General features: G+C 63.6%; 21 protein-coding genes and 2 pseudogenes. 16 read left to right on the top strand and 7 right to left on the bottom strand.

What is annotated here, in order from left to right:
* Nucleotides 1-4: 4 nt before the first annotated feature.
* Nucleotides 5-1,006, top strand: coding sequence for an FAD:protein FMN transferase (locus ACSKB8_RS37425; RefSeq protein WP_438109503.1), 1,002 nt, complete (start codon nt 5-7; stop codon nt 1,004-1,006).
* Nucleotides 1,007-1,087: 81 nt separating this feature from the next.
* Here ACSKB8_RS37425 and ACSKB8_RS37420 read toward each other — a convergent pair whose 3' ends face one another.
* Together ACSKB8_RS37420 and ACSKB8_RS37415 are read right to left on the bottom strand one after the other, a co-directional pair.
* Nucleotides 1,088-1,210 (bottom strand): hypothetical protein, encoded by a 123-nt coding sequence (locus tag ACSKB8_RS37420; RefSeq protein ID WP_438109502.1) that lies wholly within the window; start codon nt 1,208-1,210, stop codon nt 1,088-1,090.
* Nucleotides 1,211-1,300: 90 nt separating this feature from the next.
* Nucleotides 1,301-1,537, bottom strand: coding sequence for a hypothetical protein (locus ACSKB8_RS37415; protein WP_438109501.1), 237 nt, complete (start codon nt 1,535-1,537; stop codon nt 1,301-1,303).
* 485 nt (nt 1,538-2,022) lie between these two features.
* Here ACSKB8_RS37415 and ACSKB8_RS37410 point away from each other — a divergent pair, with 485 nt between their 5' ends.
* Nucleotides 2,023-3,312 (top strand): c-type cytochrome, encoded by a 1,290-nt coding sequence (locus tag ACSKB8_RS37410; protein ID WP_438109500.1) that lies wholly within the window; start codon nt 2,023-2,025, stop codon nt 3,310-3,312.
* 36 nt (nt 3,313-3,348) lie between these two features.
* Here ACSKB8_RS37410 and ACSKB8_RS37405 read toward each other — a convergent pair whose 3' ends face one another.
* Nucleotides 3,349-5,067: a 4Fe-4S binding protein gene (locus ACSKB8_RS37405; RefSeq protein ID WP_438109499.1), complete on the bottom strand. Its 1,719-nt coding sequence runs from the start codon at nt 5,065-5,067 to the stop codon at nt 3,349-3,351.
* Nucleotides 5,068-5,503: 436 nt separating this feature from the next.
* Here ACSKB8_RS37405 and ACSKB8_RS37400 point away from each other — a divergent pair, with 436 nt between their 5' ends.
* From ACSKB8_RS37400 to ACSKB8_RS37355, 10 genes are all read left to right on the top strand, one after another.
* The gene (locus ACSKB8_RS37400; protein WP_438109498.1) at nt 5,504-6,226 is read left to right on the top strand and encodes a biotin/lipoate--protein ligase family protein; all 723 of its coding nucleotides are present in this window, start codon (nt 5,504-5,506) and stop codon (nt 6,224-6,226) included.
* Nucleotides 6,223-6,762, top strand: coding sequence for a DUF6505 family protein (locus ACSKB8_RS37395; protein ID WP_091887511.1), 540 nt, complete (start codon nt 6,223-6,225; stop codon nt 6,760-6,762). Before ACSKB8_RS37400 ends, ACSKB8_RS37395 begins: the two co-directional genes overlap by 4 nt.
* Nucleotides 6,759-7,766, top strand: a complete 1,008-nt coding sequence (locus tag ACSKB8_RS37390; protein ID WP_438109497.1) for a DUF6352 family protein — start codon at nt 6,759-6,761, stop codon at nt 7,764-7,766. Before ACSKB8_RS37395 ends, ACSKB8_RS37390 begins: the two co-directional genes overlap by 4 nt.
* Nucleotides 7,763-8,278 carry a DUF3305 domain-containing protein gene (locus ACSKB8_RS37385; protein ID WP_438109496.1) on the top strand — a complete coding sequence of 172 codons (516 nt, stop codon included), beginning with the start codon at nt 7,763-7,765 and terminating at the stop codon, nt 8,276-8,278. The genes ACSKB8_RS37390 and ACSKB8_RS37385 overlap by 4 nt, the downstream gene beginning before the upstream one ends.
* Nucleotides 8,275-8,898 carry a DUF3306 domain-containing protein gene (locus tag ACSKB8_RS37380; RefSeq protein ID WP_438109495.1) on the top strand — a complete coding sequence of 208 codons (624 nt, stop codon included), beginning with the start codon at nt 8,275-8,277 and terminating at the stop codon, nt 8,896-8,898. Before ACSKB8_RS37385 ends, ACSKB8_RS37380 begins: the two co-directional genes overlap by 4 nt.
* Nucleotides 8,899-9,019: 121 nt before the next feature.
* Entirely contained in the window at nt 9,020-9,799 is a 780-nt protein-coding gene (locus ACSKB8_RS37375; protein ID WP_438109494.1) for a molecular chaperone TorD family protein, read from the top strand.
* Between the two features lie 29 nt (nt 9,800-9,828).
* Nucleotides 9,829-10,047 (top strand): twin-arginine translocation signal domain-containing protein, encoded by a 219-nt coding sequence (locus ACSKB8_RS37370; protein WP_091887502.1) that lies wholly within the window; start codon nt 9,829-9,831, stop codon nt 10,045-10,047.
* Nucleotides 10,048-10,049: 2 nt separating this feature from the next.
* A complete protein-coding gene (locus tag ACSKB8_RS37365) occupies nt 10,050-12,992 on the top strand; it encodes a formate dehydrogenase subunit alpha (RefSeq protein ID WP_438109493.1) in 2,943 nt (980 codons plus the stop codon).
* Between the two features lie 11 nt (nt 12,993-13,003).
* Nucleotides 13,004-13,600 carry a formate dehydrogenase FDH3 subunit beta gene (fdh3B, locus tag ACSKB8_RS37360; protein WP_091887497.1) on the top strand — a complete coding sequence of 199 codons (597 nt, stop codon included), beginning with the start codon at nt 13,004-13,006 and terminating at the stop codon, nt 13,598-13,600.
* A gap of 31 nt (nt 13,601-13,631) precedes the next feature.
* A complete protein-coding gene (locus tag ACSKB8_RS37355; protein WP_438109492.1) occupies nt 13,632-14,639 on the top strand; it encodes a formate dehydrogenase subunit gamma in 1,008 nt (335 codons plus the stop codon).
* Nucleotides 14,640-14,668: 29 nt separating this feature from the next.
* On the opposite strand, the gene ACSKB8_RS37350 is transcribed toward ACSKB8_RS37355, so the two are convergent.
* The 4 genes from ACSKB8_RS37350 to ACSKB8_RS37335 all read right to left on the bottom strand — a co-directional run bounded on the left by ACSKB8_RS37350 (nt 14,669) and on the right by ACSKB8_RS37335 (nt 18,244).
* Nucleotides 14,669-14,869, bottom strand: a complete 201-nt coding sequence (locus tag ACSKB8_RS37350; protein ID WP_245473177.1) for a hypothetical protein — start codon at nt 14,867-14,869, stop codon at nt 14,669-14,671.
* Between the two features lie 201 nt (nt 14,870-15,070).
* Nucleotides 15,071-16,102 (bottom strand): class II aldolase/adducin family protein, encoded by a 1,032-nt coding sequence (locus tag ACSKB8_RS37345; RefSeq protein WP_438109491.1) that lies wholly within the window; start codon nt 16,100-16,102, stop codon nt 15,071-15,073.
* A 10-nt stretch (nt 16,103-16,112) separates the two neighbouring features.
* On the bottom strand, nt 16,113-16,967 hold the full coding sequence (locus tag ACSKB8_RS37340) for a TIGR01459 family HAD-type hydrolase (protein ID WP_438109490.1): 855 nt from the start codon (nt 16,965-16,967) through the stop codon (nt 16,113-16,115).
* Complete coding sequence (locus ACSKB8_RS37335; RefSeq protein WP_438109489.1) at nt 16,964-18,244, bottom strand: FGGY-family carbohydrate kinase; 1,281 nt, start codon at nt 18,242-18,244, stop codon at nt 16,964-16,966. The genes ACSKB8_RS37340 and ACSKB8_RS37335 overlap by 4 nt, the downstream gene beginning before the upstream one ends.
* Nucleotides 18,245-18,411: 167 nt before the next feature.
* Between ACSKB8_RS37335 and ACSKB8_RS37330 the strand changes: the two genes are divergently transcribed.
* The 4 genes and pseudogenes from ACSKB8_RS37330 (at nt 18,412) to ACSKB8_RS37315 (ending at nt 22,802) form a co-directional block, all read left to right on the top strand.
* Complete coding sequence (locus tag ACSKB8_RS37330; RefSeq protein ID WP_438109488.1) at nt 18,412-19,410, top strand: sugar-binding transcriptional regulator; 999 nt, start codon at nt 18,412-18,414, stop codon at nt 19,408-19,410.
* Nucleotides 19,411-19,433: 23 nt separating this feature from the next.
* Nucleotides 19,434-20,872: pseudogene (locus ACSKB8_RS37325) on the top strand (extracellular solute-binding protein).
* Between the two features lie 129 nt (nt 20,873-21,001).
* Nucleotides 21,002-21,927: pseudogene (locus ACSKB8_RS37320) on the top strand (carbohydrate ABC transporter permease).
* A 17-nt stretch (nt 21,928-21,944) separates the two neighbouring features.
* On the top strand, nt 21,945-22,802 hold the full coding sequence (locus ACSKB8_RS37315; RefSeq protein WP_091887484.1) for a carbohydrate ABC transporter permease: 858 nt from the start codon (nt 21,945-21,947) through the stop codon (nt 22,800-22,802).
* The last annotated feature ends 4 nt before the right edge of the window (nt 22,803-22,806 follow it).

Genomic DNA, 22,806 nt, shown 5'->3' with positions numbered 1-22,806 from the left:
CTCGATGACGCACAATCCAAGTCTCACGCGGCGACGGATGATCGCAATCACGGCGACGGTGCTCGGTTCGGCTTTCGTGAGCGGCGCCCGCATCGTTCGAGCGGAAGAGGCCGTCCGCTGGCACGGTTCAGCGCTCGGGGCGCAGGTCTCGATCGAGGTATATCATCCAGACCGTGCCGAGGCTGCGCGACTGGTCGGCAGTTGTCTTCTCGACGTGCGCCGGCTGGAGCAGCAATTCAGCTTGTACCGCCAGGACTCCGCGATCAGCACGCTCAACCGCACCGGCATTCTCGTCGCGCCGGATCCGGACATGGTGGCCTTGCTCGAGGCTTCCCTGGCCTTTGCCGACCTGACCGGCGGCGCATTCGATCCAACCGTTCAGCCGTTGTGGCAGCTCTATGCCGACCATTTTTCTTCGGAGCGTCCGGATCCGAACGGCCCGTCGCTGGAGAAGCTCGCCGAAGTGCTGACGAGGGTCGGCCGCCGAGGATTGCTTGTGAGATCAGATCGCATTGCCCTGACGCATCGCGGGGCCGCGGTAACCCTGAACGGCATCGCGCAGGGATTCGCGACCGACAAGGTCGTCGACAAGCTGCGAAGGGCCGGCTTGTCGACGACCCTGGTCGATATGGGAGAGATACGCGCAATCGGATCGCGACCCGATGGCAGGCCTTGGCGTATAGGTCTTGGGGATCCGGACAGGCCAGGGGCTCTCACCGAGACGATCGATCTCGTCGACCGTGCGATCGCGACGACGTCCGGCGCCGGATTCCGTTTCGATGCTGCCGGTCGATTCACGCATCTGTTCGACCCAATGACGGGACTGAGCCCGTCCCTCCATCGAACGGTGAGCGTTGTCGCTCCGACCGCCACCGAAGCAGATGCCCTCTCGACGGCCTTCAGCCTGATGGCCATTCCTCAAATACGGGATATCGTCGCCTCACGACCTAATGTGCAGGCGCGCCTGATCGATACGGATGGTCGGCTGACCGTGTGCGGCGCGTGAAGCATCGATGGATGGCTGCAGCACGGAGTTCGGTCGCCACTGTTGTTCCGGTCAGGTGCGAGTTGTCCAGTTTGCGTGGTTTCAGAGGCGCACCCCGGTCGTAGCAAACGCTTGCGCGACGGGCTCCTGAATTCGATTCAAGATCTCCATCCCCGCAATCGCGATCACCACGGCCGCGACGCAGCCAAGAACAAAAGCCTTCATCCGCAACCTCCCTCAATCGAAACGTCAAGCCATTTATACGACACGGCTTGCCGCGAGCAAACTCGTTGGTCGCATCAAGGCACAGGCGGCCTACGGGCTCTTGAACATGGGATCGACCGAAAACGCATCACCCATCAAGCCAAGAGACTGGAGTGCGGCGCGATTCAGGTCGATTTCCAATATTGCAAGAAGAAGCGCAAGCACGACCGCAACGAGGATCAAGAACGGCGAGGCGTCTCGGGAATCGGGATCTTGCGATCCATCGAGCGCGCGCAAAGCGCGCAATCGCGCCAGCATCTGCAGAAATGGCCTCGTTCGCCCCTGCATGCCGTCATCCTTGACGTGCCCAGCCAAAGATTAGTGTCCGGACCACCGGCATTCAAGCGGGATGCGCAAGGTTAGCCTGTTGCAACGCACATTCCGGAACGGAATGCAGTGTCACCCCGTTTAGTACGCGCATCGGAGGATCCGACGTGAAATTGCCGATAGCGATTGTGTGCTTCGCAGCACTTTGCCTCTTCGAGAGTGCCTCCGCCCAACCCGCACAAACCAACTCATCTGGGGCGCAAACCCGTCCCGAGGAGAAGGGCCAAGCACAGCCGCAAGGCTGGACGGGTCCAATCAATACGGGGTCGGGTGGTGCGCCCGCCGAAAGTCCCCAAGGTCAGAGTCCGCCTGGAATGCAGGCCGCGCCGGAAGGCTCGTCCAAGAGCATGAGGGCACCAGCCAAGTAGATAGGTTCGGATATTCATCTCCAGTGGCTCTTCTGGCAATCTTGAGGGCGTGAATGTGACCAGGGCCGGTGAGGGTCAATGAGGCTACCTTTCTGCGCGCGTGGCGCCGCGGCCCTGTGGGCCATTTTCGCGGTATCATCCGTGCACGCCGACATGGTGGGGCATGGCGGCCCCGTACGAGCCCTCGCTGTTTCCCCCGATGGGAACGGCCTCCTGTCCGGAAGCTTCGATACTGCCGCCATTCGCTGGTCTTTGAAGACGGATACGGCAGAGCAAGTGCTGCGGTATCATGCTGACGCCGTCAATGCTGTCGCCTTTCTGAGCGGAGGCCGCCTGGTCACGGCCGGCGCCGATGCACGGATTGCGGTATGGACGGCGGGCCGGCAGCGGCCGGATCGGGTGTTCGAGGGACATGGAGGTCCAATCGTCGCGCTTGCGGTGTCTCCCGATGGTGCGCTTCTCGCATCCGGTTCATGGGATCGGACGGTGCGGCTCTGGTCGCTGTCGGACGGCGCGTCGCGCGTGCTCGAAGGTCATTCGCAGAACGTCAACGGCGTCGCCTTCACACCGGACGGCAGGTCGCTTCTCAGCGTCGGCTATGATCTCACGTTGCGCATCTGGCGTTTGCCGGATGGCCAGCCTGAAGTCGTGACGTTGCCGGCGCCGCTCAACGCGGTAGTTGTGGCGCCGGATGGTGAAATCGTCACGGGCGCGGTTGATGGCATGCTGCGGATGCTGACCGCCGACGGCAAGGTCAGCGGCGAGGTCGCGGCCGGTCCCACACCCGTGGTGGCCTTGACGATATCGGGAGACGGCACGTTGATTGCTGCGGCCGGCATCGGCGGCACGGTGGCGATCATCGATCGCAAGTCGCGCAGCCTGCTACGAACGCTGGTCGTGTCCGGCTTGCCGGTATGGTCGGTCGCCTTCCTTCCGGATCGAGAGACACTGATGACGGGTGGTGCGGACGGCAAGATCAGGCGCTGGAATGCGCGCACCGGCGATCCCATTGGTTCGAACCTCTCGGGAACGCCGGCCGATCCGCTCGCCGCCTATGCCGGCGATCCTGGCGCCGATGTATTTCGGGCATGTGTTGCCTGTCACACGCTGTCGGACAAGGAGGTTCAGCGTGCGGGCCCGACACTTGCGGGACTATACGGCCGCAAGATCGCTTCGCTGCCGGGCTATCGTTTCTCCGAAGCGCTGAAGACGATGGACATCGTCTGGACGCCGGAGACGGTCGCAAAGCTGTTCGAGATCGGACCGAATGCCTACACCCCCGGCACCAAGATGCCCGAGCAGCGCATCGGCTCGGCCGAGGACCGCCGTGCGTTGACCGACTTCTTGGGCCGCGCAACGTCGCGATAATTGCCGCTTCCGATCCTGCGAAGATATCCGCTTCGTCTAGTCCTTGCCATCGCGCTGGCGGAGATAGTCATCCGTCGTTCGCGGTGGCGTTCGTTCCGGCACGCCCTTGAAGGGATCGAATTGCTGTTCGCTCATGACGATGACGCGGCAGTCAGCGCACATCCTGAGTGCCGCGATCCGCTTGTCACCCGCCGGATACATCCAATGCCGGCCTTCGAGCTTGGCGGCGATGCGGTCGATCGTGCTCTTGACGCCGAAGGCCGTGCCGCAGCGGACGCAGAGCGCGGGCTCCTCTTCCTTGATAATCACGGCGGAAGCGCGGGCCGCGCGGAAATCGATCTGCGGCTTGAGGCTGATGACTTTTTCCGGACAGGTGCTCTGGCACAGGCCGCATTGCACGCAGGCGTCCTCGACGAACTTCAGCACTGGCCGCTCGGGATCGTCGCGAAGCGCGCCGGTCGGGCAGGCCGAGACGCAAGAGAGGCATAGGGTACAGCCGCTGGTATCGACGCTGATTGCGCCCACAGGCGCACCCTGCGGCAGGGCGATCACGTCGACCGGTTTCGGCGCCAGGCGATGCAACTCGCTGAGCCCGAACCGCAAAAGGTCGCGCCGCTTGCCGACGGTCTTGAAGGTCGCGGGCGCAGCGACGGCCGCGAGCGTGCCGATAGCAGCCAAATGCTCGCCGAGCGCGTCGGGATCATCCGTTTCGATGGTGGTGACGCGGTGGCCCTCAAAGCCGAGGCCGCCAAGGATCGCTTCAGACATGGCGATCGTCTGCGAAAGTCCGGTCACATCGTGGCGCGGCTTTGCGCGGAGCAGGAAGCGCACAGCGGATACGCCATAAGCGAAAGCGCCGACGACTGCCTCCAGCCCGAGCTGGGTGATCTCGTTGACGGCAAAGGGAAGCACGTTCGCCGGCAAGCCGTCGCCATACCGCGCCAGGGCATCGATCAGGGGCGTACCGTGCGGGCCGTCATGAAAGAGCAGCACCGCATCCGTGCCACCGGCCTCGTGGTAAGCGAGCAGCATGGCACGAATTCTTTGAAGCTGCGTATCGGCGGGCGGCAGTGCATAAGATGCCGCGCCGGTCGGGCAGGCAGCGGCGCATTGGCCGCAGCCCGCGCAGATGTTCGGATCAATTGCGATATGATCGCCGACGGGCGTGATCGCCCCGGTTGGGCAGAGATCGAGGCAGCGATGGCAGCCCGTGCGCTTCGAGCGCGAATGGGCGCAAAGAGCGGGCGTAACGTCGACATATTTCGGCTTGTCGAAGCTGCCGACGAGATCGCGCGCGGTCAGCACGGCGCGGAGCACGGCAGCGGGATCGTTCGGATCTGCGCGCAGATAGCCGTCGCGCAACTCGTGGGCGGGAAACAATGGCATCCCGCCGGAAAGGTCGAGCACGATATCGCAGCGCGAGGTGACCCCGCTTCGCGGTGCGTCCAGTACAAAGCGATCGCGCGAGGAGGGGCGGGGACGCGCATAATCGTCGATCGCAAGTTCGAAAGCGCCGAAATGTCCCTTTGCGGAGCGGATCGTGCCCTGCACGATCGGGAAGACCGTTGCAGCGGACGGCATCATCTCGTCGAGCTGTTTCAGCATAACCGTGACGTCGAGGTGATCGGCAAGCAGGCGGCCGGCTTCGATCGCGGCCTCATCGCGCCCGTAGATCAGGACCACGCCCTCGCTCGACAAGGTGACGAGCGGATAGTCCGGGGCCGGGATGGAGGCGGATGCGAGCAGGGCAGCCATTTTCGCGCCGGCGCGCGCGCCGTCGCGTGACCAGCCGGCCGTTTCGCGGATGTTGACGAAGCTGATCGCATCAGGCCGTTCGCCGGCCTCGTCAGTGAATTGCGCGGCCTGCTGCGTGCAGGCGACCGTCAGTGTGCCTCCAGCGGCCGCTGCGCTGCGGAAGTGATCGAGCTCGGCGCCGCAGAGATGGCGAAAGCTCTTGATCTCGCAGCTGGGACATCCACGCTGAATCGCGGCCGAGTTCGAGACGCATCGTGTCTTCGCACGAGCAGATCAGGACGGTCTTGGATGGCTGCTCCAGGTTAACCCCTCCGCCAATCCGGTACCGACGACGGACTCGCGCCGGCCCTTCGCTTCCTATAGAACATTATCTATCGGGAAGAAAAGGAAAGCGGAGGACGGCCTGCCGTCGATCCCAGTCAGCCACGTTTCCCTGGTGGAACCGATCCACCTGCCGCCGCCGTTCACATTGGTGCGGCTGCGCGAGAGTGGCGACGCTTTTGCCCACGCATGCCGCATTGCACCGGAGAGCGGCGCCGGAACGCTTGTCTATGTCGGGCGCTTTGATCTGGCGGAGTTCGCCGTGGTGCTCGAGCCAGCAGAGCCCTTCCGTACGGCGCGGCGCGCGTTCTACGCCGGCATGGTCGCGCTCACCGATGCCTTGCGTGCCTACGCACCGCCGAGCAAGCCCATCACGATCGGCTGGCCGGATGCCGTCAGGATCGACGGAGGGCTGGTCGGCGGCGGGCGTATGGGTTGGCCTCTCGCGGCCATTGAGGAGGAGCCGCCGCCATGGCTGGTGTTCGGCGCGATGATCCGGACGGTTGCCATGAACGAGGACGAACGGGGTGTTCACCCGCTCGCCTCGGCGCTCGACCAGGAAGGCTTTGGCGAGGCTGGTGCGGCGCAGATCACGGAGAGCTTTGCCCGACACCTGATGCTGGCATTCGATGACTGGCAGGCGGGCGGTTTTGATGGCGTCGCGCGCGAATATCTTTCCCGTATGCCCCGCGAACGGCAGACCGTCCAACGCATCGACGATCGCGGCGATCTCCTCACGCGCCGGATTGGGGCGGGCGAGATCGAACGTGGCGACCTCGTGCAGGCGCTCGCGACGCCATCCTGGCTCGATCCGGCACTTGGAGGGCCGCGGCTGTGAAGCTCTTGCGTACTATCGCGCTCGATCCCTCCGACACCTTCGTGTTCGATGTGGCAGCGGAGCCGGGTGAATGGGCCGTCTCCGGTGCTTTCCGCTTCTGGGATTGCGATAGTGCGAAGCTCGAGGGCAAGGCGCGCGCGGCGTTTCGCGGCGGGTTCCTCGGCGTGCAATCCTGGGGCTGGTCGACGCTGGTGCAGATCGTTCCGGCGACCGAGGACGATTACCGCAGGCTGATCGATCTCCTTGCCAGGCAGCTCGTCGATCGTTTCGGTGCGCCGGACATGGCGACAGCGATGACGGCCGCGGAAGAGGAGGTGGCGTTCTCGCAGTCGCTGTGCACCCATCCCGTCAGCTCGCTTATTGCAGTGCACCGGGCTTCAAGCGGCGGCGAGGTCCGCGAGTCCTTCCGCCGACTAAAGCTCCGCGAAGGGCAGGGGCATGGCAAGGCGTTCTCGTTCATGGAAGTGGACGACGACGTCCAGCCTGACGGCGAGCTCAGGCTTGCGGATCTGGGCCGGGAGCCGACCGTCAGATGAACGATTTCTGGATCGCCTGCGGCCATCATTTGCTCGATCGCGACGAGGGCGGTGGGCTGTGCGTCACCGACGAATTCCTCAAGGCCTATTTTGCGCGTCCCGAGCTGATGCCGCCGGCCGATGCATGTCCGATCGAACGCCGGTTGCACCGCGAACTGCTCGCCGATCCGCGTCAGGCGGTCGGCGCCGACGAAATTGCCGCAATTTCCGATGCTGACGCCCGGGAGAACTGGCAATTCGTGCTGGCATTCCGCGATCTCCTGTTGCGGCATCCGACGCTCGAAGCCGCCTATCTTGCAGCGGTGCGATCAGGCGCGAACGACCTGCCGCCGCTGTTCGTCAACCAGCTGGTGCATGTCATCCTGCGCAACGCGCTCGACGGCTGCGACGATCCGTTCGTGCTGCGCGCGGCCGAGCTGTTCTTCCGGGTCCAGCGGATTCTGCCGCATGAGCAGGCCCTGCTGCTTGGCGACGAGGAGATAGTCGGCGGCCGGAGTCCGACCCCGGTGCTCTCCCTGATGTCGATGCTGGGCGCCACCACCGATGCGGTGCTCGATGTGTTGAGCGACGAGAATGCCGGGGCCTATTGGCAGCGCAGCGACCAATTCGACATGGCCCTTGACCTCACGGCCGGCGGACGTGGACCAGCTGCGCTGGCGCAGGCGATGACGCGATGGATCTCCCACCTGCTTGGCCTCGACGTCACGATAGAGCCGCTGCGTGCGTTGCGGGAGGCAAAGCTCACCTGGTATGTCGGGCTCGATGCCGACGCCACTGGGCTCGGCGACCGTCTGTGGCACGGCGAGGAACTCGACCAGCGCAGTGCCGACCGGATGCTCGCACTGTTCCGGCTGACTTTTGCGGATTCAAGCCGCGCGCATGACGATGTCGGGGACGAACCTGTCTACCTGATCCTGTCGATGACGGCGGATCAGAAGCTCCGGATGAAGCCACAAAATCTGCTGACCGGCCTGCCGGTGAAGCGCCTGGAGATGATGACATGAGCCCGGCGGTATCGCCATTAGCGTCCATCTCCGTCGGCGTCGTCGTCGAGCGGCGCAAGGCCGACTCGCCCTGGGTTGACTTCATCTGGCGCGGAATTGCCGTCCTGCCGGACGAGCCGGCGGCACAACCCTGGACCGTACTCCGCGAGCAGGACGGCACGACCCTGTTCTATGCGGGAAGCGCGACCGTGGATCTCTATCCGTCCGAGACGGCGCGCTATCGCGACAATCTCGCCTCCGGCAGTCCGAGCATCTGGACTGTGCTGTCGCCCTCGGAAGGCGCCTGGCCTTATACCCTTGCTGCGGTTACCGCCGACCCCGCTGAGGGCGAGGGCTTTACCGAAGCCGCCGACAATCTCGTCGAGGCCGTGCCGATGCCGGAGGTACTGCGCAAAGCAATTGAAAGGTTCGTCGCCGAGCACCATGTCGAACGGGAGTTCGTCAAGCGCAAGCGGCGCCGCGCTGATCCGGAGGCACTGGCGCGCCGCGACCATGAAGGCGGACAGGAATGAGTGAGGAAGAATTCCTTGCACGTTGGTCCCGCCGCAAACGCGAAGCGCGAGCGGAGCCGGCGACGCCTGCCCCGGCTCAGCCCACGCTGCCGCGCGAGGCCAAGGACGATGATAGCGCGTTCGATCTCTCGAGCCTGCCGTCGATCGACGAGATCAATGCTGCGACCGACATCACCGCCTTCCTGAGCAAGGGTATTCCACAGGAGTTGAGCCGTGCGGCTCTTCGCCGCGCCTGGGCGACCGACCCCGCCATTCGCGACTTCGTCGGGCTTGCGGAGAATGCATGGGACTTCAACGACCCGACCGCAATGCCGGGTTTTGGGCCGCTGGATTGTTCGTCGGAACAGCTGGCCGCACTGGTCGATCGTATCGTCGGTGGGGTGCGTGAGGTGGTCCAATCCGTCCCCGAGGCGTCGATTGAAACAGCGGACTCTTCGGCGGAACTGCATCAAGCCGAAGCGACGGCCGCATCGGGTGTTGTCGAGACATCGGACGCGACTGAACAGCCGGCAATCCCTGTTGCGGTGCAACCGACAGTCGCGGACAGATCTGCGGATTTCGCTGAGCCTGTTAGGCGCCGTACTCACGGTGGTGCACTGCCGCGCGAGCAGCACGACTAAAGGATATAGGCTCAGGCTATGGACGGATGATTGACCATCCGTGGAACCGGGACTACGATTTCGTTAGCGCTTTGTAACAAAAGCAATAATCAAGCAGACGGGACTCGGATGGGAGGTCCACGTGCGGGATGACGGGCTTGATCGCGCAATCGATGCTGCAGGCGGCATTGCTCAGCTTGCGCGCAAAATAGGTATCAGCCAACCCTCCGTGTCGAATTGGACCCGCGTGCCAGCACAACGGGTGGTTGCAGTCGAAGCAGCGACCGGCGTTGCACGCAACGATTTGCGGCCCGATCTCTACAGCGAACAAGCCGTATCAGCAGAGCTTGTCGATTCCGTCGATGCTGCGCGCGCGCAGGAATATGCGTTGCTAGCAACGTTACTGTCCGCGCCGCCGTCGAAACGATTGCTCGAGCAGCTTGCGGCATTGAGTTGCGACGCAACGCCACTCGGCCGCGCGCATGCAGCGCTCGCCGACGTCGCCTCAAGCGCAGTCGCGGCGAAGGTCGAGCGCGAATATTTTGATCTGTTCGTGGGGCTCGGTCGCGGCGAATTGCTGCCTTATGCCTCGTACTATCTCACCGGCTTTCTCAACGAACGGCCGCTGTCGCGCCTGCGAGGAGACTTGACGACGCTCGGCATCGAGCGGCTTGCCAACAATTCCGAACCCGAGGATCACGCCGCGATCATTTGCGAGATCATGTCGGGCCTTGCCGGCGGGCACTTCGGTGCCTCGCCAGAGGCACAGCGTGCCTTCTTCGAGAAACACGTATCGCCCTGGATGGGGCGGCTGTTCGCGGACATCGAGAGCGCCGGGAACGCCCATTTCTATCGGGCGGTCGGCGCGCTCGGTCGCACCTTTATCGAGATCGAGATGGAAGCATTCACATTCGCCAACTGACCGGCACGCGCAGGTCCAGGAGAGATGCGATGAGTGAAGACAAGAAGGCCACAGTGGGACGCCGCGACTTCCTGCGCAAGGTCAGCATCGGCACGGTCGGTGTCGGTGCGACACTCGCGACACCGTTGGTCGGGTCGGCGCAGGCCGACAGTGAGACCAACGATGAGAAGCGCAAGGCGCGCTACAAGGAATCCGACCACGTCAAGGCGTTTTATCGCGTCAATCGTTATCCGGCCAAGGGAGGCTGACCGTGCTGATCAAGCGAACACACCAGCATTCCCCGCGCCACGGCTCCGTTGTCGAGTCCCTTGCGGGGCAGGCCGGCGGTCTCGACCGCCGCAGCTTCTTGCGCAAATCCGGTCTTGCCGGCGGTGCGCTTGCCGCGCTCGGCACCCTGCCGGTCGGCAGCGTGCGCAAAGCGGAAGCGGCAATGGCTGGTCCGCTCACCGCAGGCGCGACCATCCGCAAGAACATCTGCACGCATTGCGCCGTTGGCTGCACGGTGACGGCCGAAGTCTTGAACGGCGTTTGGATCGGCCAGGAGCCGAGCTGGGATTCGCCGATCAATCGCGGCTCGCATTGTGCCAAGGGCGCCTCGGTGCGCGAACTCGTACACAGTGAGCGGCGGCTGCGCTATCCGATGAAGCTGGTAAATGGGCAGTGGACCCGCGTCTCCTGGGATTCCGCGATCAACGAGATCGGAGACAAGCTTCAAGCTGTACGTGAGAAGTCGGGCCCCGATTCCGTCTATTGGCTCGGCTCGGCCAAGATGACCAACGAAGGCGCCTACCTGTTCCGCAAGCTCGGTGCGCTCTGGGGGACCAATAACACCGATCATCAGGCTCGCATCTGCCATTCGACCACCGTGACCGGCGTCGCCAATACCTGGGGCTACGGCGCGATGACCAACAGCTACAATGATATCCGCAATGCGAAGACACAGGTCATCTTGGGCGGCAATCCGGCCGAAGCGCACCCGGTCTCGCTGCAACATCTGCTCGAGGGCAAGGAGCTGCAAAAGGCCAACTTTATCGTCATCGATCCGCGCCTGACGCGTACGGCGGCCCACGCGACCGAATATGTGCGGATGCGCCCTGGCACCGACATCCCGGTGCTCTACGGCATGATGTGGCACATTCTCCAGAATGGCTGGGAGGACAAGGAGTTCATCCGGCAGCGCGTTTACGGTTTCGACGACATCAAGAAGGAGGTTGAGAAGTGGCCTCCGGAAGAAGTCGAGCGAGTCACCGGCATTCCCGGCGAGCAGCTCAAGCGCGTCGCCAAGATGTTCGCCACCGAGAAGCCGGCAACCCTCATCTGGGCCATGGGCCAGACCCAGAAAACCGTCGGCACCGCCAACGTGCGCGCAAGTTGCATTGCGCTCCTGATGACTGGCAATGTCGGGAAGGCCGGCGCAGGCGCCAACATCTTCCGTGGCCATGACAACGTGCAGGGCGCGACCGATGTCGGGCTCGATATCGTCACGCTGCCGTTCTACTACGGCCTCGCCGAAGGCGCCTGGAAGCATTGGTCGCGGGTTTGGGAGGTCGACTATGACTTCCTGAAGTCCCGCTTCGACTCCAAGCAGATCATGGAAACCCCCGGCATTCCGCTGACCCGCTGGTTCGAGGCAGTGACATTGCCCAAGGATCAGGTCGCGCAGAAAGACAACGTGAAGGCGGTGTTCGTGCAGGGACACGCCTCCAACAGCATCACCCGCATTCCTGAGTCCCTCAAGGGTCTGAAGGCCCTCGAGCTGCTCGTCATTGCCGACCCGCATCCGACGACCTGGGCTTCGCTCTCCGTGGAGGCGGGCCGCAAGGATGGCGTCTACATTCTGCCGGTCGCCACGCAATTCGAATGCAAGGGGTCGCGCGTCGCCTCCAACCGCTCGCTGCAATGGGGCGAGCAGATCGTGAAGCCGATCTTTGAATCGAAGGATGATCTCGAGGTCATCTATCTGATGGCGAAGAAGCTCGGCTTCGCCGACCAGATGTTCAAGAAAATCAAGGTCGAAAACAATCTTCCTGAAGCTGAGGATGTGCTGCGCGAGATGAACCGCGGCAGCTGGTCGACTGGCTATTGCGGGCAATCGCCCGAGCGCCTCAAGGCGCACATGAAGAACCAGGCCAAGTTCGACATGCTGAGCATGCGGGCACCGAAGGACGATCCCGAGGTCGGCGGCGACTATTACGGTCTGCCCTGGCCGTGCTGGGGATCACCTGAGGTCAAGCATCCCGGCACGCCGCTGCTCTACAACACCAATCTGAACGTGATGGACGGCGGCGGTACGTTCCGGCCGCGGTTCGGCATCGAGCGTGAGGAGAAGCTGCCGGACGGCACGACGCGGAAGGTGAGCTTGCTCGCGGACGGCTCGTATTCGTTGGGTTCGGGAATTCAGGACGGCTATCCGGAGTTCACGCTGGCAAGCCTGAAGAAGCTCGGCTGGGACACCGAGCTCACCGAAGCGGAAATGGCCGTGATCAACAAGATCAATCCTGCCAATCCGGACACGGTGTCGTGGGCGCTCGACCTGTCGGGAGGCATCCAGCGCGTAGCGCTGGCGCATGGCTGCGTTCCCTACGGCAACGGCAAGGCGCGCATGAATGCCTTCGGCTTGCCCGATCCTATCCCTGTTCACCGCGAGCCGATCTACACGCCGCGCGTCGACCTCGTCGCCAAGTATCCGACGCTGCCCGACGCCAAGCAGTTCCGGATGCCGAATATCGGGTTCTCCGTGCAGAAGGCAGCGGTAGAGAAGGGAATTGCAAAACAGTTCCCGCTCATCCTGTCGTCCGGCCGTCTGGTCGAATATGAGGGCGGCGGCGAGGAGACCCGCACTAACCCGTGGCTTGCCGAATTGCAGCAAGACATGTTCATCGAGATCAATCCTGCCGATGCCGCCGAGCGCGGTGTCAAGGACGGTGGCTGGGTGTGGGTCACGGGTGCAGAGAATAATTCGAGGGCGAAGATGAAAGCGCTCGTCACCGAGCGCGTTGGCAAGGGCGTCGCCTGGATGCCATTCCACTTCGGCGGCTGGTTCGCGGGCAAGGATCTTCGCGGCAATTACCCGAAGGGCACCGACCCGATCGTGCTGGGCGAAAGCGCCAACACGATCACTACGTACGGATACGACCCCGCGACGGGCATGCAGGAGCCCAAAGTCACTCTCTGCCAAATCGCGGCGGCTTAGGAGTAACGACGATGGCACGTATGAAATTTCTCTGCGACGCCGACCGCTGCATCGAGTGCAACGCTTGCGTCACCGCCTGCAAGAACGAGCACGAGGTGCCCTGGGGCATCAACCGGCGTCGCGTTGTGACCATCAATGACGGCAAGCCCGGCGAACGCTCGGTCACGATGGCCTGCATGCATTGCACCGATGCGCCGTGCGCTGCGGTGTGCCCGGTGAACTGCTTCTACACCACCGCTGACGGCGTGGTGCTGCACTCCAAGGATCTCTGCATCGGCTGCGGCTATTGCTTCTACGCCTGTCCGTTCGGCGCGCCGCAATATCCGAAGGTCGGCAACTTCGGCTCCCGCGGCAAGATGGACAAGTGCACCTATTGCGCCGGCGGTCCGGAGGCGGACGGCAGCAAGGAGGAATACGAGAAATACGGCGCGAACCGGCTGGCCGAGGGCAAGCTGCCGCTGTGTGCCGAAATGTGCTCGACAAAATCGCTGCTCGCAGGCGACGGCGAGATCATCGCGCAGATCTACAAGGAGCGTGTGATGAAGCGCGGCTACGGTTCGGGTGCCTGGGGGTGGAAGACGGCCTATCGCGAGACGATTGAATCCTGACGAAGGTCGCGCGAACATTGAGGAGGAGCTCATGGTGTCGTTTGCAAAACTCGTTCGGGCGGCTGTCGGGGCCGGTGCTTTACTCCTCCTCATCGTGGCAGCTCCAGCACCGGTAGGCGCCCAGCAGGTCAATCCGACCGCGAGCTCGGTCAAGGAGCAGCAGCTCTTGCAGGAGCTGAACCGGATCCAGGGCCGCGTCAGCATCCCTGATCAGAGGTCCGGCGTTCTCGAGCAGCCGCAGGGGCGGGAATGGCGCGAGTTCCACAATGTCACGCTGCGCTGGATCGGCGGCATCGCGATCATCGGCATGCTGGCGGTGATCGTGATCTTCTATCTCACCCGCGGCATGGTCCGCCTCGAAAGCGGACGGTCCGGCCGCACCATCGTGCGCTTTAACATCTATGAGCGTTTCGTGCATTGGATGACTGCCACCTGCTTCATCATTCTGGCGATCTCCGGACTAAACATCACCTTTGGGCGACCGCTGCTATTGCCGCTGATCGGCTTCGAGGCTTTCTCCGAATGGTCGCAATGGGCAAAGTACGCCCACAACTATCTGAGCTTCCCGTTCACCATTGGGGTGGTTCTGATCTTTCTGATGTGGATCGGCGGCAATATTCCGAACAAGGTGGACGTCGCGTGGATGAAACGAGGCGGCGGCATCGTCGGGCATGATCATCCGCCGGCCTACCGCTTCAACGCCGGCCAGAAGGCGATCTACTGGATCGTCGTGATCGGCGGCGGTCTCGTCGCTGCGAGTGGCTATGTCCTCATGTTCCCGTTCTACACGACGGGGATCGAAGGCATGCAGCTGGCCCAGATCGTCCACTCCATCGTGGCTGTGCTGTTCGTCGCGGCGATGATCGCCCACATCTATATCGGCACCATTGGGATGGAAGGTGCGTTCGAGGCCATGGGTTCGGGCGACGTCGACGTCAATTGGGCCCGCGAGCACCACCGTCTCTGGCTCGACGAGCAGACGGCGCGAACGGGTCCGAACGACGGACAGCCTCAACACGCGACCGCGGCGGCCGAGTAAGGCAGACAGCCTGAAAGCGGAGATGCGTTCTACTGAGCCGGCTCTCTCGCAAACAGGACAGAGCGGTCCTGCATCTCCAGCTCAGGCAGCTTGCTGGCCTGACCGGTCTGCAGTTCCTTGATAGATGGCATGCTGCTCTGACCGATATGCAGCACGTGCGATCTGAGCACGCTGCTGGCGGCACCGGCGAGAAGCAGGGCTGCGATGAGCGAGGGCATGAGACGTTTCATGCGTATCTCCGTCTGCCATTCCACCCGACACGAGGGATACACCTCAACCGTCTTGCGCGGTGTGGGCCACTTCACAGCCAGCGGTTCCACAGTCGTCGGCTTGACCTGCGCAGCGAGACCCGCGCGGGTGGGAGCCCGCAGAGTGGCCGATACCGCGGGAAGCTTCGCGAGCAAGTTACGGAATTGTTCCGTTTCAGCCGGTCAGCGATTTGCTGTCAGTTGCTGACGGTATCGCTCGGCATCCCAATTCAGCAGCGCGCACTCGTTCTCCCGCGTCAGATAGCGAACCTGCGCGGTCAGAGGTAGGCGGCCGGTCACCAGGGCGAGACAGCTCAGCATCGCCTCAGCGCCGTCGCTCGCGTCCTTGCGAACGATGCAACCGAGACCTGGAACGAGCAGCGCGACCGGCTGCGGCAGCCCGTCCGGCCGCACCAGCGATTCCTGGGCGCGAAGATCCTGGGCTTGGTCCAGAACGGGTAGGGCCGGACCGAGGAAGACCACATGGTCCGGATAGAGCGAACCGTTGGTCGCAATGGCGCGGCTGCAAGAGTTGATTGCGATGCTATGGGATCGCGGATCCTTTGGCAGTCGATACCCTGTGCCGCCACAGATTGAACGAAGCGCGTCTTCATCTGCGCCAATTGCGGAGCGCGGCGCAAGCGCGAGGCGGCTCTCGACCTCGTCGACCAGCGCCTCTGCGCCGGCACAGGTCTTGGCGCCGACCACCAGGCCATGATTGCCGAGGACCAGTACATCTACTCTGTCCTGCGTCAGGGCATGGTCTACGGCCTTGGCCAGTGGCAGTCCCGGATGATGATAATCGAGCCAGCGCCAGGCCAGTCCATCCAGTCGCTCGGCGAACTCGGCGCGCGCATCGGTCCGCACCGCCCAGGCGATGGTGTTGACCGAATGGACGTGTAGCACGACCGGATGCGGCATGAGGGCATGGAGGGAGGTTTCGATCGAGGCGCGCAAGGCCGTGCCGGCGCCAGACGCGAGGGGCACCCGTTCGTCGCCTTGCGACAGCGCCGCGCGTGCCGCACCGAGCGACACCGGCACGAAGATGTCCTTGTGCTCGGCATCCGCAAGCCAGGTGCCGGAGGCCTTCACCCACAGCAGGTCGTCATGCTTGATCGAGGAGTTGCCGCCGGCGCCCTGGACCAGGAGGATGTTGCGGCCGACGCGCGCCGACATGCGGCGAAGCTCGTGGAGCAGGGCAGGTTGCTGTTGCATCGCGCGCCTCTCACCAGGCCAGATGGTCCATCGTCCAGTGCGGCATCCGCGCATCCGCACCGGGCGGTTGTCGTACCAATTCACCCGGCGTCTGATCGCGGTGCACGCCGGACCTGAGCAGCAGTGTCAGCATCCCGGCGCGGCGGGCGCCGGCGACATCGTGGTCGAGGCTGTCACCGATCATCAGCACGCGCGCCGGATTCGGTTGGCCCAACCGTTCGAGCGCTGCCGTAAAGATCGGCGCGTGCGGCTTGCCGACATAGGTCACACGGCCGCCCAGCGTTTCGTAGAAGCGGGCCAATACGCCGGGGGCGGGGATCAATCCGGCGGCGCCGAACATTGCGAGGTCGGGATTGGCGCACAGCATCGGCAAGCCGCGTGCAGCGGCTTCAGTCAGCCATGCGCGCCAGTGCTCGGGCTCGGCGACTGCGTCGTCGAGACCCGCGAGCAGGATGAAGTCGGCCTTGCCAACGTCTGCGACGAGATTGAGGTCGAGCCCATCGACGATCGCATGATCGCCGCCGCGAGCGACCAGGAAGCAGGTGCGGCCGAATGCGATGAAGGGCTGTTGCGCACGCGCCTTCAGGCCGTGCCAGGTGACCTCACCGGACGTCAGGATGCCGTCATAGGCGTCCGCTGGAAGGCCCAGCGAGGCAAGCCGTGCCGCGTTGCTGCTCGCGCGCTTGCCGGAGTTCGACAGCACAAGGGTGCGCTTGCCGGCCTGGCGCAGCCGCACAACGCAGTCGCGCGCCAGGGGAAAGACGGCCTGGCCTTCGTGCAGCGTGCCCCATTGATCGAGCAGCACGTGATCGAAGCGGTCCGCGATCATGGCGAGACCTTCGATGTCGATGATACCGGCGATCATGGTGGGCCGCCTCGCACTGCCAATAGCGCCGCGCCGTAACTCGCCTCCGTCTCTTCGGCAACGCTCACGGGAACGCCAAGGGAGCGCCGCCTGATCTCGGTCCAGGCCGCGTTCTTCGCCCCGCCGCCGATGCTAATGACGCGTCGCAGCCTTGGCGCTCCGAGCTCGGCCAGGCGCCGATAGGCGAGCGCTTCGATCCCCGCGATGCCTTCGAGTAGCGCCTGGAAGAAGCGGTGGTCGTCCGCTGGGCGCGGTGCGACCCTTGCCGGCAACGCCGGATCGGCGATTGGAAAGCGCTCGCCGGGCTTGGGCAGTGGGTAGTAGTCGAGCCCGGTCGGCGTCTCCGGCTGCAATTGCGGTGTCAATCGGTCCATATCGGCGGCGGTGAAATGCGCGAGCAGTGCTCCGCCTCCGGAATTGGAGGCGCCGCCTGCGAGCCAGCGCTCGCCAAGCCGGTGCGAGTAGACGCCCTGATTGGCGGCGAAAATCGGCCGGGTCGCCAGCAGCTTCACGACCAGCGTCGTTCCGAGCGAGGTCACGGCATCGCCGGGTGTATCGGCGCGCGTCGCGATGAAGGCGGCGACACCATCGGTGGTGCCGGCCGCGATGCGCACTGCCGGTGACAGGCCCAGCGTGGCTGCGATTTCGGGATCAATATCCGCAAAGGGGGTTCCCGGTACCAGCACCTTCGGCAGCAGTTCGCGGGATACGCCGAGCTCGTCGAGCCAGGCCGGCCAAGTGCGTGTCACGGGATCGTAGCCGAGCTTCAGGACGTTGTTCTCGTCGCTGATGCCGTGACGTCCGGCGAGCCGCCCCGCGATCCAATCGGCCTGATGCACGGCAAAACGCGCCGGGCCCGCTTCCGCACGATCCGACAGATACAGCAGCTTCGCCAACGCGCTGCTCGCGCCGTGCGCACCGCTGTCCGCGGGGGCCACGGCCCCAATGCGGGCGGCCTCCGCTGCCGCGCGCGCATCGTTGTACATCAGCCCCGGCGTGCAGGGCCGACCCGCGGCGTCGATCATCAGCAGCGTGCCTGACGTGCCGTCGACGCTGACGCGCTCGACGGTCTTGGAGATCGATCGTGCGGCCGAGCTTGCGGATCGCGACAGCCGTCGCATCCCACCAGAGTTCCGGATCCTGATCGATCGCGTTGCCGTTCTGTCGTGGCGGGGAAGAGGCGCCGATTCCATTCCGAGCTTGGCGCCGCGCGCATCGACGGCGCAGGCGCGAACGCCGCCGGTTCCGACGTCGACGCCGAGGAACACGCCTGCCATTCGACCTCCACAGCGTGATGGCAACCATTGCTGATAGCGCAACAAGATTGCACCGCAGCACGTTTGGGGGATTGACGTTCCAATCCGCCTCTGCAATTTTTTGCAAGATGTGAAGAAAATTGCAAGCGGGCTTTTCCGGCGTGGCGATACCTTCCGACAGGCTGCCGATGGTTGACGGTGAGGCGTCGCTCGCAACGCGGGCGGCGTGGCTCTATTTCGCCGCCGGGCTGACCCAGTCCGAGGTCGCCGATCGCCTCAACATCCAGAGCACAAAGGCGCATCGGCTGATCGCGCGCGCGAGCCGCGAGGGCATGATCCGCGTCTTCGTCGAGGGGCCCGTGGCCGAATGCGTCGCGCTGGAGAACACATTGGCCGAGCGCTACGGCCTTTCTTTCTGCCGCGTCGCGCCGGATCTCGGCGAGGGCGACTTGCCGCTGAAAGCGCTGGCGCTCGAAGGCGCGAGCTTCCTGCGGCAGGTCCTGGAGCGCGGCGAGGACAAGATCATCGGCGTCGGTCACGGCCGCACGCTCGCCGCGGTCGTCGAGCAGTTGCCGCAGACGCCGGCGCGGGACGCGCAATTCGTCTCTTTGCTCGGCGGATTGACGCGGAAATTCGCCGCAAATCCGTTCGACGTCATTCATCGGCTGGCGGAGCGCACCGGGGCGGAGGCCTATCTTCTGCCGGTGCCGGTGTTCGCCAATTCGGTCGCCGATCGTGCCGTGTTGATGAAGCAATATGGCATCGCGGACGTGTTCGCGCTCGCGCGCAAGGCCTCGCTCCTGTTCGTCGGCATCGGACAAATCCATGCCGAAGGCTTCCTGGTTTCGAGCGGCATGATCAGGCCGGACGAGGTCGTCGAATTGAAGCGTGCCGGCGCTTGCGCCGACCTGCTTGGACATTTTTTCAACGCCGATGGCGAAGTGCTCGACATCGACCTGTCGGCGCGCGCGACCTCGATGGAAGCGGCAGACCTCAGGAAGCATCGCATCGTCGCCATCGGCGGCGGGCTGGCCAAGGTCACGGCTCTGCGCGCGGTGCTGCGCAGCCGTCTCCTGCACGGTCTCATCATCGACGAGGCGACCGCTCAGGCCCTCGCGACGGAAAAGCCGGAGGCAACATCCGGCAAGACTACCAAGACCAGGAATAAAGGTCGGAAGGGAAAGTAAACGCTCATAACGGGAGGTTGCTCATGCACGATCGCGAGAAGAATCTATTCGATTCCTACGCCGCCAAACGCATCAACCGGCGTGATCTGCTGGATGGTGCCGCAAAGCTCGGCATCGCCGGCGTTGCCGCCAACTCCGCCTACGTCGCCGCGATGTCGCGGGCCATGGCGGCGGACTTCAATTGGAAGGCCTATAGCGGCAAGACCGTCAAGCTGCTGTTGAACAAGCATCCCTACGTCGATGCGATGATTGGCGATATCGAAGCCTTCAAGTCGCTTACGGGGATGAACGTCGCCTACGATATCTTCCCGGAGGATGTCTATTTCGACAAGGTCACCGCGGCGCTGTCCTCGAAATCGGACCAGTACGACGCCTTCATGACCGGCGCCTACATGACCTGGACCTACGGTCCGGCCGGGTGGATCGAGGATCTCAACGCCTATATCAAGGACCCCGCAAAGACTAACCCGGCCTTTGCTTGGGACGACGTGCTTCCCGGCCTTCGGTCCTCGACGGCGTGGGACGGCGTTGCCGGCTCCGAGCTCGGCTCGGGCAAGGCCAAGCAATGGTGCATTCCCTGGGGTTATGAGCTCAACAATATCGCCTACAACCGCAACATCTTCGACAAGGTTGGTGTCAAGCCGCCGAAGAATCTCGACGAGATGCTCGATGTCGCCGCCAAGATCACCAAGGATGCAGGCGGGCCTTATGGCGTCGGCGTCCGCGGCTCACGCTCCTGGGCCACGATCCATCCCGGATTCTCTCGGCCTACTCGAATTTCGGCCAGAAGGACTTCGTGATGGAAGGCGGAAAGCCGAAGGCCGCCATGAACACCAAGGCCTCCAAGGAGTTCCACGAGAAATGGGTCAAGATGATCCAGACCTCTGGGCCGAAGAACTGGTCGACCTACACCTGGTACCAGGTCGGCACGGACCTTGGCGCCGGCGCCTCCGGCATGATCTTCGACGCCGATATTCTCGGCTACTTCATGAACGGTGGCGAGAACAAGGAGAGGGGTCATCTCGGCTACGCGCCGTTCGCGGCAAATCCGGCCGCCAAGGCGCCGACGCCGAACGTCTGGATCTGGTCGCTCGCGCTCTCCAGCTTCTCCAAGCAGAAGGACGCGGCCTGGCTGTTCATGCAATGGGCAGCCTCGACCGAGCACGATCTGTTCGGAGCCCGCAAGATGGATTTCGTCAATCCGGTGCGCGCGTCGGTGTGGAAGGACAGCGAATTCCGTGACCGCATCGCGAAGTCCTATCCGGGCTATCTCGAGCAGCATGATCTGTCGTCGCCGGGTGCCAAGATCTACTTCACGGCCCAGCCGTTGTTCTTCGACCTGACGACGGAATGGGCCGCCTCGCTCCAGAAGATGGTGGCGAAGGAGGTCAGCGTAGACGAGGGGCTCGACAAGCTAGCCGACAGCATCAATCGTCAGCTCAAGCAGGCAGGCCTTGGCTGACTTTGCCGCCATCGACGCCTCGCGTGGTGCCCGATTCCTCCGCGCCACGCCAACCCGCCGGTTCGGAACGCCTATCCGATCCGGGCCGGCGGTGTTGAAGCCAATGCGTGATCCGGTATCGTCATGAGCATGGTCCAATTGTCCCAGACGAATGTGCTACCGCGCCGCGCCACGAGGCTGCGCGGGCGGATGCTGCCCTATGTGCTGAGCCTGCCGGCTCTGCTCGTTTGCATCGCCATCCTGGTTCCCTTCGTGACGGCGGCAGTTTATTCGCTCCAGCGCTACCGCCTGAACCTGCCATATCTGCGCGGCTTCATTGGGATCGACAATTACATCGATTTTCTTCCGACCCCGCCTTCTGGAATACGCTTCGCATCTCGCTCATCTATACCGCACTGACAGTGGTGCTCGAACTGCTGCTCGGCCTCGGCATCGCCTTGCTGCTGCGGCGTCCCACACGCTTCCATAATGCAGTGTCGATCGTCCTGCTGTTGCCGCTGATGACGGCGCCCGCGATCGCCGCGCTGATGTGGAAGCTCATGACCAACCCGAGCTTCGGCATCCTATCCTATCTCGTGAGCCTGTTCGGCGTGCATGATTTCAAATGGGCATCCGATCCGTCGACTGCATTGTTCACGGTGGTGCTGGTGGATGTCTGGGTCTATACGCCCTTCATCATGATCCTGCTCCTGGCGGGCCTGCGCTCGCTGCCGCGCCAGCCGTTCGAAGCCGCGGCGCTGGACGGCGTGCCGGCAAGCTTTGTCTTCTTCCGCATCACGCTGCCGATGCTTGCGCCCTACATCATCACCGCCTCGCTGTTTCGCCTGCTGGATTCGATCCAGCAATTCGACATCGTCTACGCGATGACACAAGGCGGCCCCGGCGATCGGCTGATGGTGTTCCAGGTCCAGGCCTATCTCGAATTCTTTCAATATACCAATGTCGGACGTTCGGCGGCGTTGCTGATGATCCTGTGGCTGATCACCAATATCCTCTCGAACATCTTCATCAAGAACTGGCTGCGGCTGCGGGCGCGCGCCCACGGCCACGCGTGAGGGACGGGAAGACGGCGATGGATCATTCCAGTCTCGCAGGTCGTATCTTCCGCGGCGTCGCGCTCGCGCTTGTGCTGGTCTTCTTCATGTTTCCGATCGTCTGGATCTTCCTGATGTCGTTCCAGACCAATGAGCAGATCCTGCGGATTCCGCCGCGCATCCTCTTCGAGCCGACGCTCGCCAATTACCAGGCGCTGATTTCAGGACAGCTCCGGACCGCCGCCGGCAATCTCGAAATATCGTTCATGCGCAACCTCGTGAATAGTTTCGCGCTGTCGAGCGCGGCCGTGGTCCTTGCCTTGCTGCTCGGCGTGCCCGCGGCCTACGCCTTTGCGCGGTTCAAGTTTCGGCTCGGTGAAACCATCGCATTCACGCTGTTGTCGTTTCGCTTCGCCCCGCCGCTGCTGGTGCTGCTGCCATTGTCGCTCTACTACCAGCAGCTCGGGCTCAACGACACGTATTTCGGCATCGTCTGGGTCTATCAGCTCATCGCACTGCCGCTGATCCTGTGGATCGTGCGCGGCTATTTCGAAGACATCAGTCCGGACATCGAGCACGCCTATCGTCTTGCCGGTCATACCTGGCGCGAGGCGTTCACACGGATCGCGGTGCCGCTCGCCGGGCCCGGCATCGCGGCGGCCGGTCTGCTCTCCTTCATCTTCTGCTGGAACAATTTCGTGTTCGCGCTGATCCTGGCCTCGGCCGACAAGCAGCCAGTGACTGTTGGTGCGCTGGCATTCGTCACCGCCTCAGGCATTCAGTACGGCCAGATCGCAGCCGCGATCGTGCTCTCCGTCACGCCGACCCTCTTGCTCGCGCTCTACGCGCAACGCTATCTGGTCGAGGGGTTGTCGCTCGGTGCGGTGAAAGGCTGAGGCC

It is taken from the genome of Bradyrhizobium sp. BR 1432 (assembly GCF_051547705.1).
GTDB lineage: Bacteria > Pseudomonadota > Alphaproteobacteria > Rhizobiales > Xanthobacteraceae > Bradyrhizobium > Bradyrhizobium zhanjiangense.
This window is presented reverse-complemented; position numbering and strand designations above follow the sequence as displayed.

What these genes read in the sequence shown, in the direction of transcription:
- ACSKB8_RS37415 (WP_438109501.1), bottom strand. Translation starts at nt 1,537, where the DNA reads ATGCAGGGGCGAACGAGGCCATTTCTGCAGATGCTGGCGCGATTGCGC.
- ACSKB8_RS37380 (WP_438109495.1), top strand. Translation starts at nt 8,275, where the DNA reads ATGAGTGAGGAAGAATTCCTTGCACGTTGGTCCCGCCGCAAACGCGAA.
- ACSKB8_RS37370 (WP_091887502.1), top strand. Translation starts at nt 9,829, where the DNA reads ATGAGTGAAGACAAGAAGGCCACAGTGGGACGCCGCGACTTCCTGCGC.
- ACSKB8_RS37355 (WP_438109492.1), top strand. Translation starts at nt 13,632, where the DNA reads ATGGTGTCGTTTGCAAAACTCGTTCGGGCGGCTGTCGGGGCCGGTGCT.
- ACSKB8_RS37425 (WP_438109503.1), top strand. Translation starts at nt 5, where the DNA reads ATGACGCACAATCCAAGTCTCACGCGGCGACGGATGATCGCAATCACG.
- ACSKB8_RS37390 (WP_438109497.1), top strand. Translation starts at nt 6,759, where the DNA reads ATGAACGATTTCTGGATCGCCTGCGGCCATCATTTGCTCGATCGCGAC.
- ACSKB8_RS37330 (WP_438109488.1), top strand. Translation starts at nt 18,412, where the DNA reads ATGGTTGACGGTGAGGCGTCGCTCGCAACGCGGGCGGCGTGGCTCTAT.
- ACSKB8_RS37405 (WP_438109499.1), bottom strand. Translation starts at nt 5,067, where the DNA reads ATGGCTGCCCTGCTCGCATCCGCCTCCATCCCGGCCCCGGACTATCCG.
- ACSKB8_RS37410 (WP_438109500.1), top strand. Translation starts at nt 2,023, where the DNA reads ATGAGGCTACCTTTCTGCGCGCGTGGCGCCGCGGCCCTGTGGGCCATT.
- ACSKB8_RS37315 (WP_091887484.1), top strand. Translation starts at nt 21,945, where the DNA reads ATGGATCATTCCAGTCTCGCAGGTCGTATCTTCCGCGGCGTCGCGCTC.
- fdh3B (WP_091887497.1), top strand. Translation starts at nt 13,004, where the DNA reads ATGGCACGTATGAAATTTCTCTGCGACGCCGACCGCTGCATCGAGTGC.
- ACSKB8_RS37340 (WP_438109490.1), bottom strand. Translation starts at nt 16,967, where the DNA reads ATGATCGCCGGTATCATCGACATCGAAGGTCTCGCCATGATCGCGGAC.
- ACSKB8_RS37335 (WP_438109489.1), bottom strand. Translation starts at nt 18,244, where the DNA reads ATGGCAGGCGTGTTCCTCGGCGTCGACGTCGGAACCGGCGGCGTTCGC.
- ACSKB8_RS37345 (WP_438109491.1), bottom strand. Translation starts at nt 16,102, where the DNA reads ATGCAACAGCAACCTGCCCTGCTCCACGAGCTTCGCCGCATGTCGGCG.
- ACSKB8_RS37350 (WP_245473177.1), bottom strand. Translation starts at nt 14,869, where the DNA reads ATGAAACGTCTCATGCCCTCGCTCATCGCAGCCCTGCTTCTCGCCGGT.
- ACSKB8_RS37420 (WP_438109502.1), bottom strand. Translation starts at nt 1,210, where the DNA reads ATGAAGGCTTTTGTTCTTGGCTGCGTCGCGGCCGTGGTGATCGCGATT.
- ACSKB8_RS37385 (WP_438109496.1), top strand. Translation starts at nt 7,763, where the DNA reads ATGAGCCCGGCGGTATCGCCATTAGCGTCCATCTCCGTCGGCGTCGTC.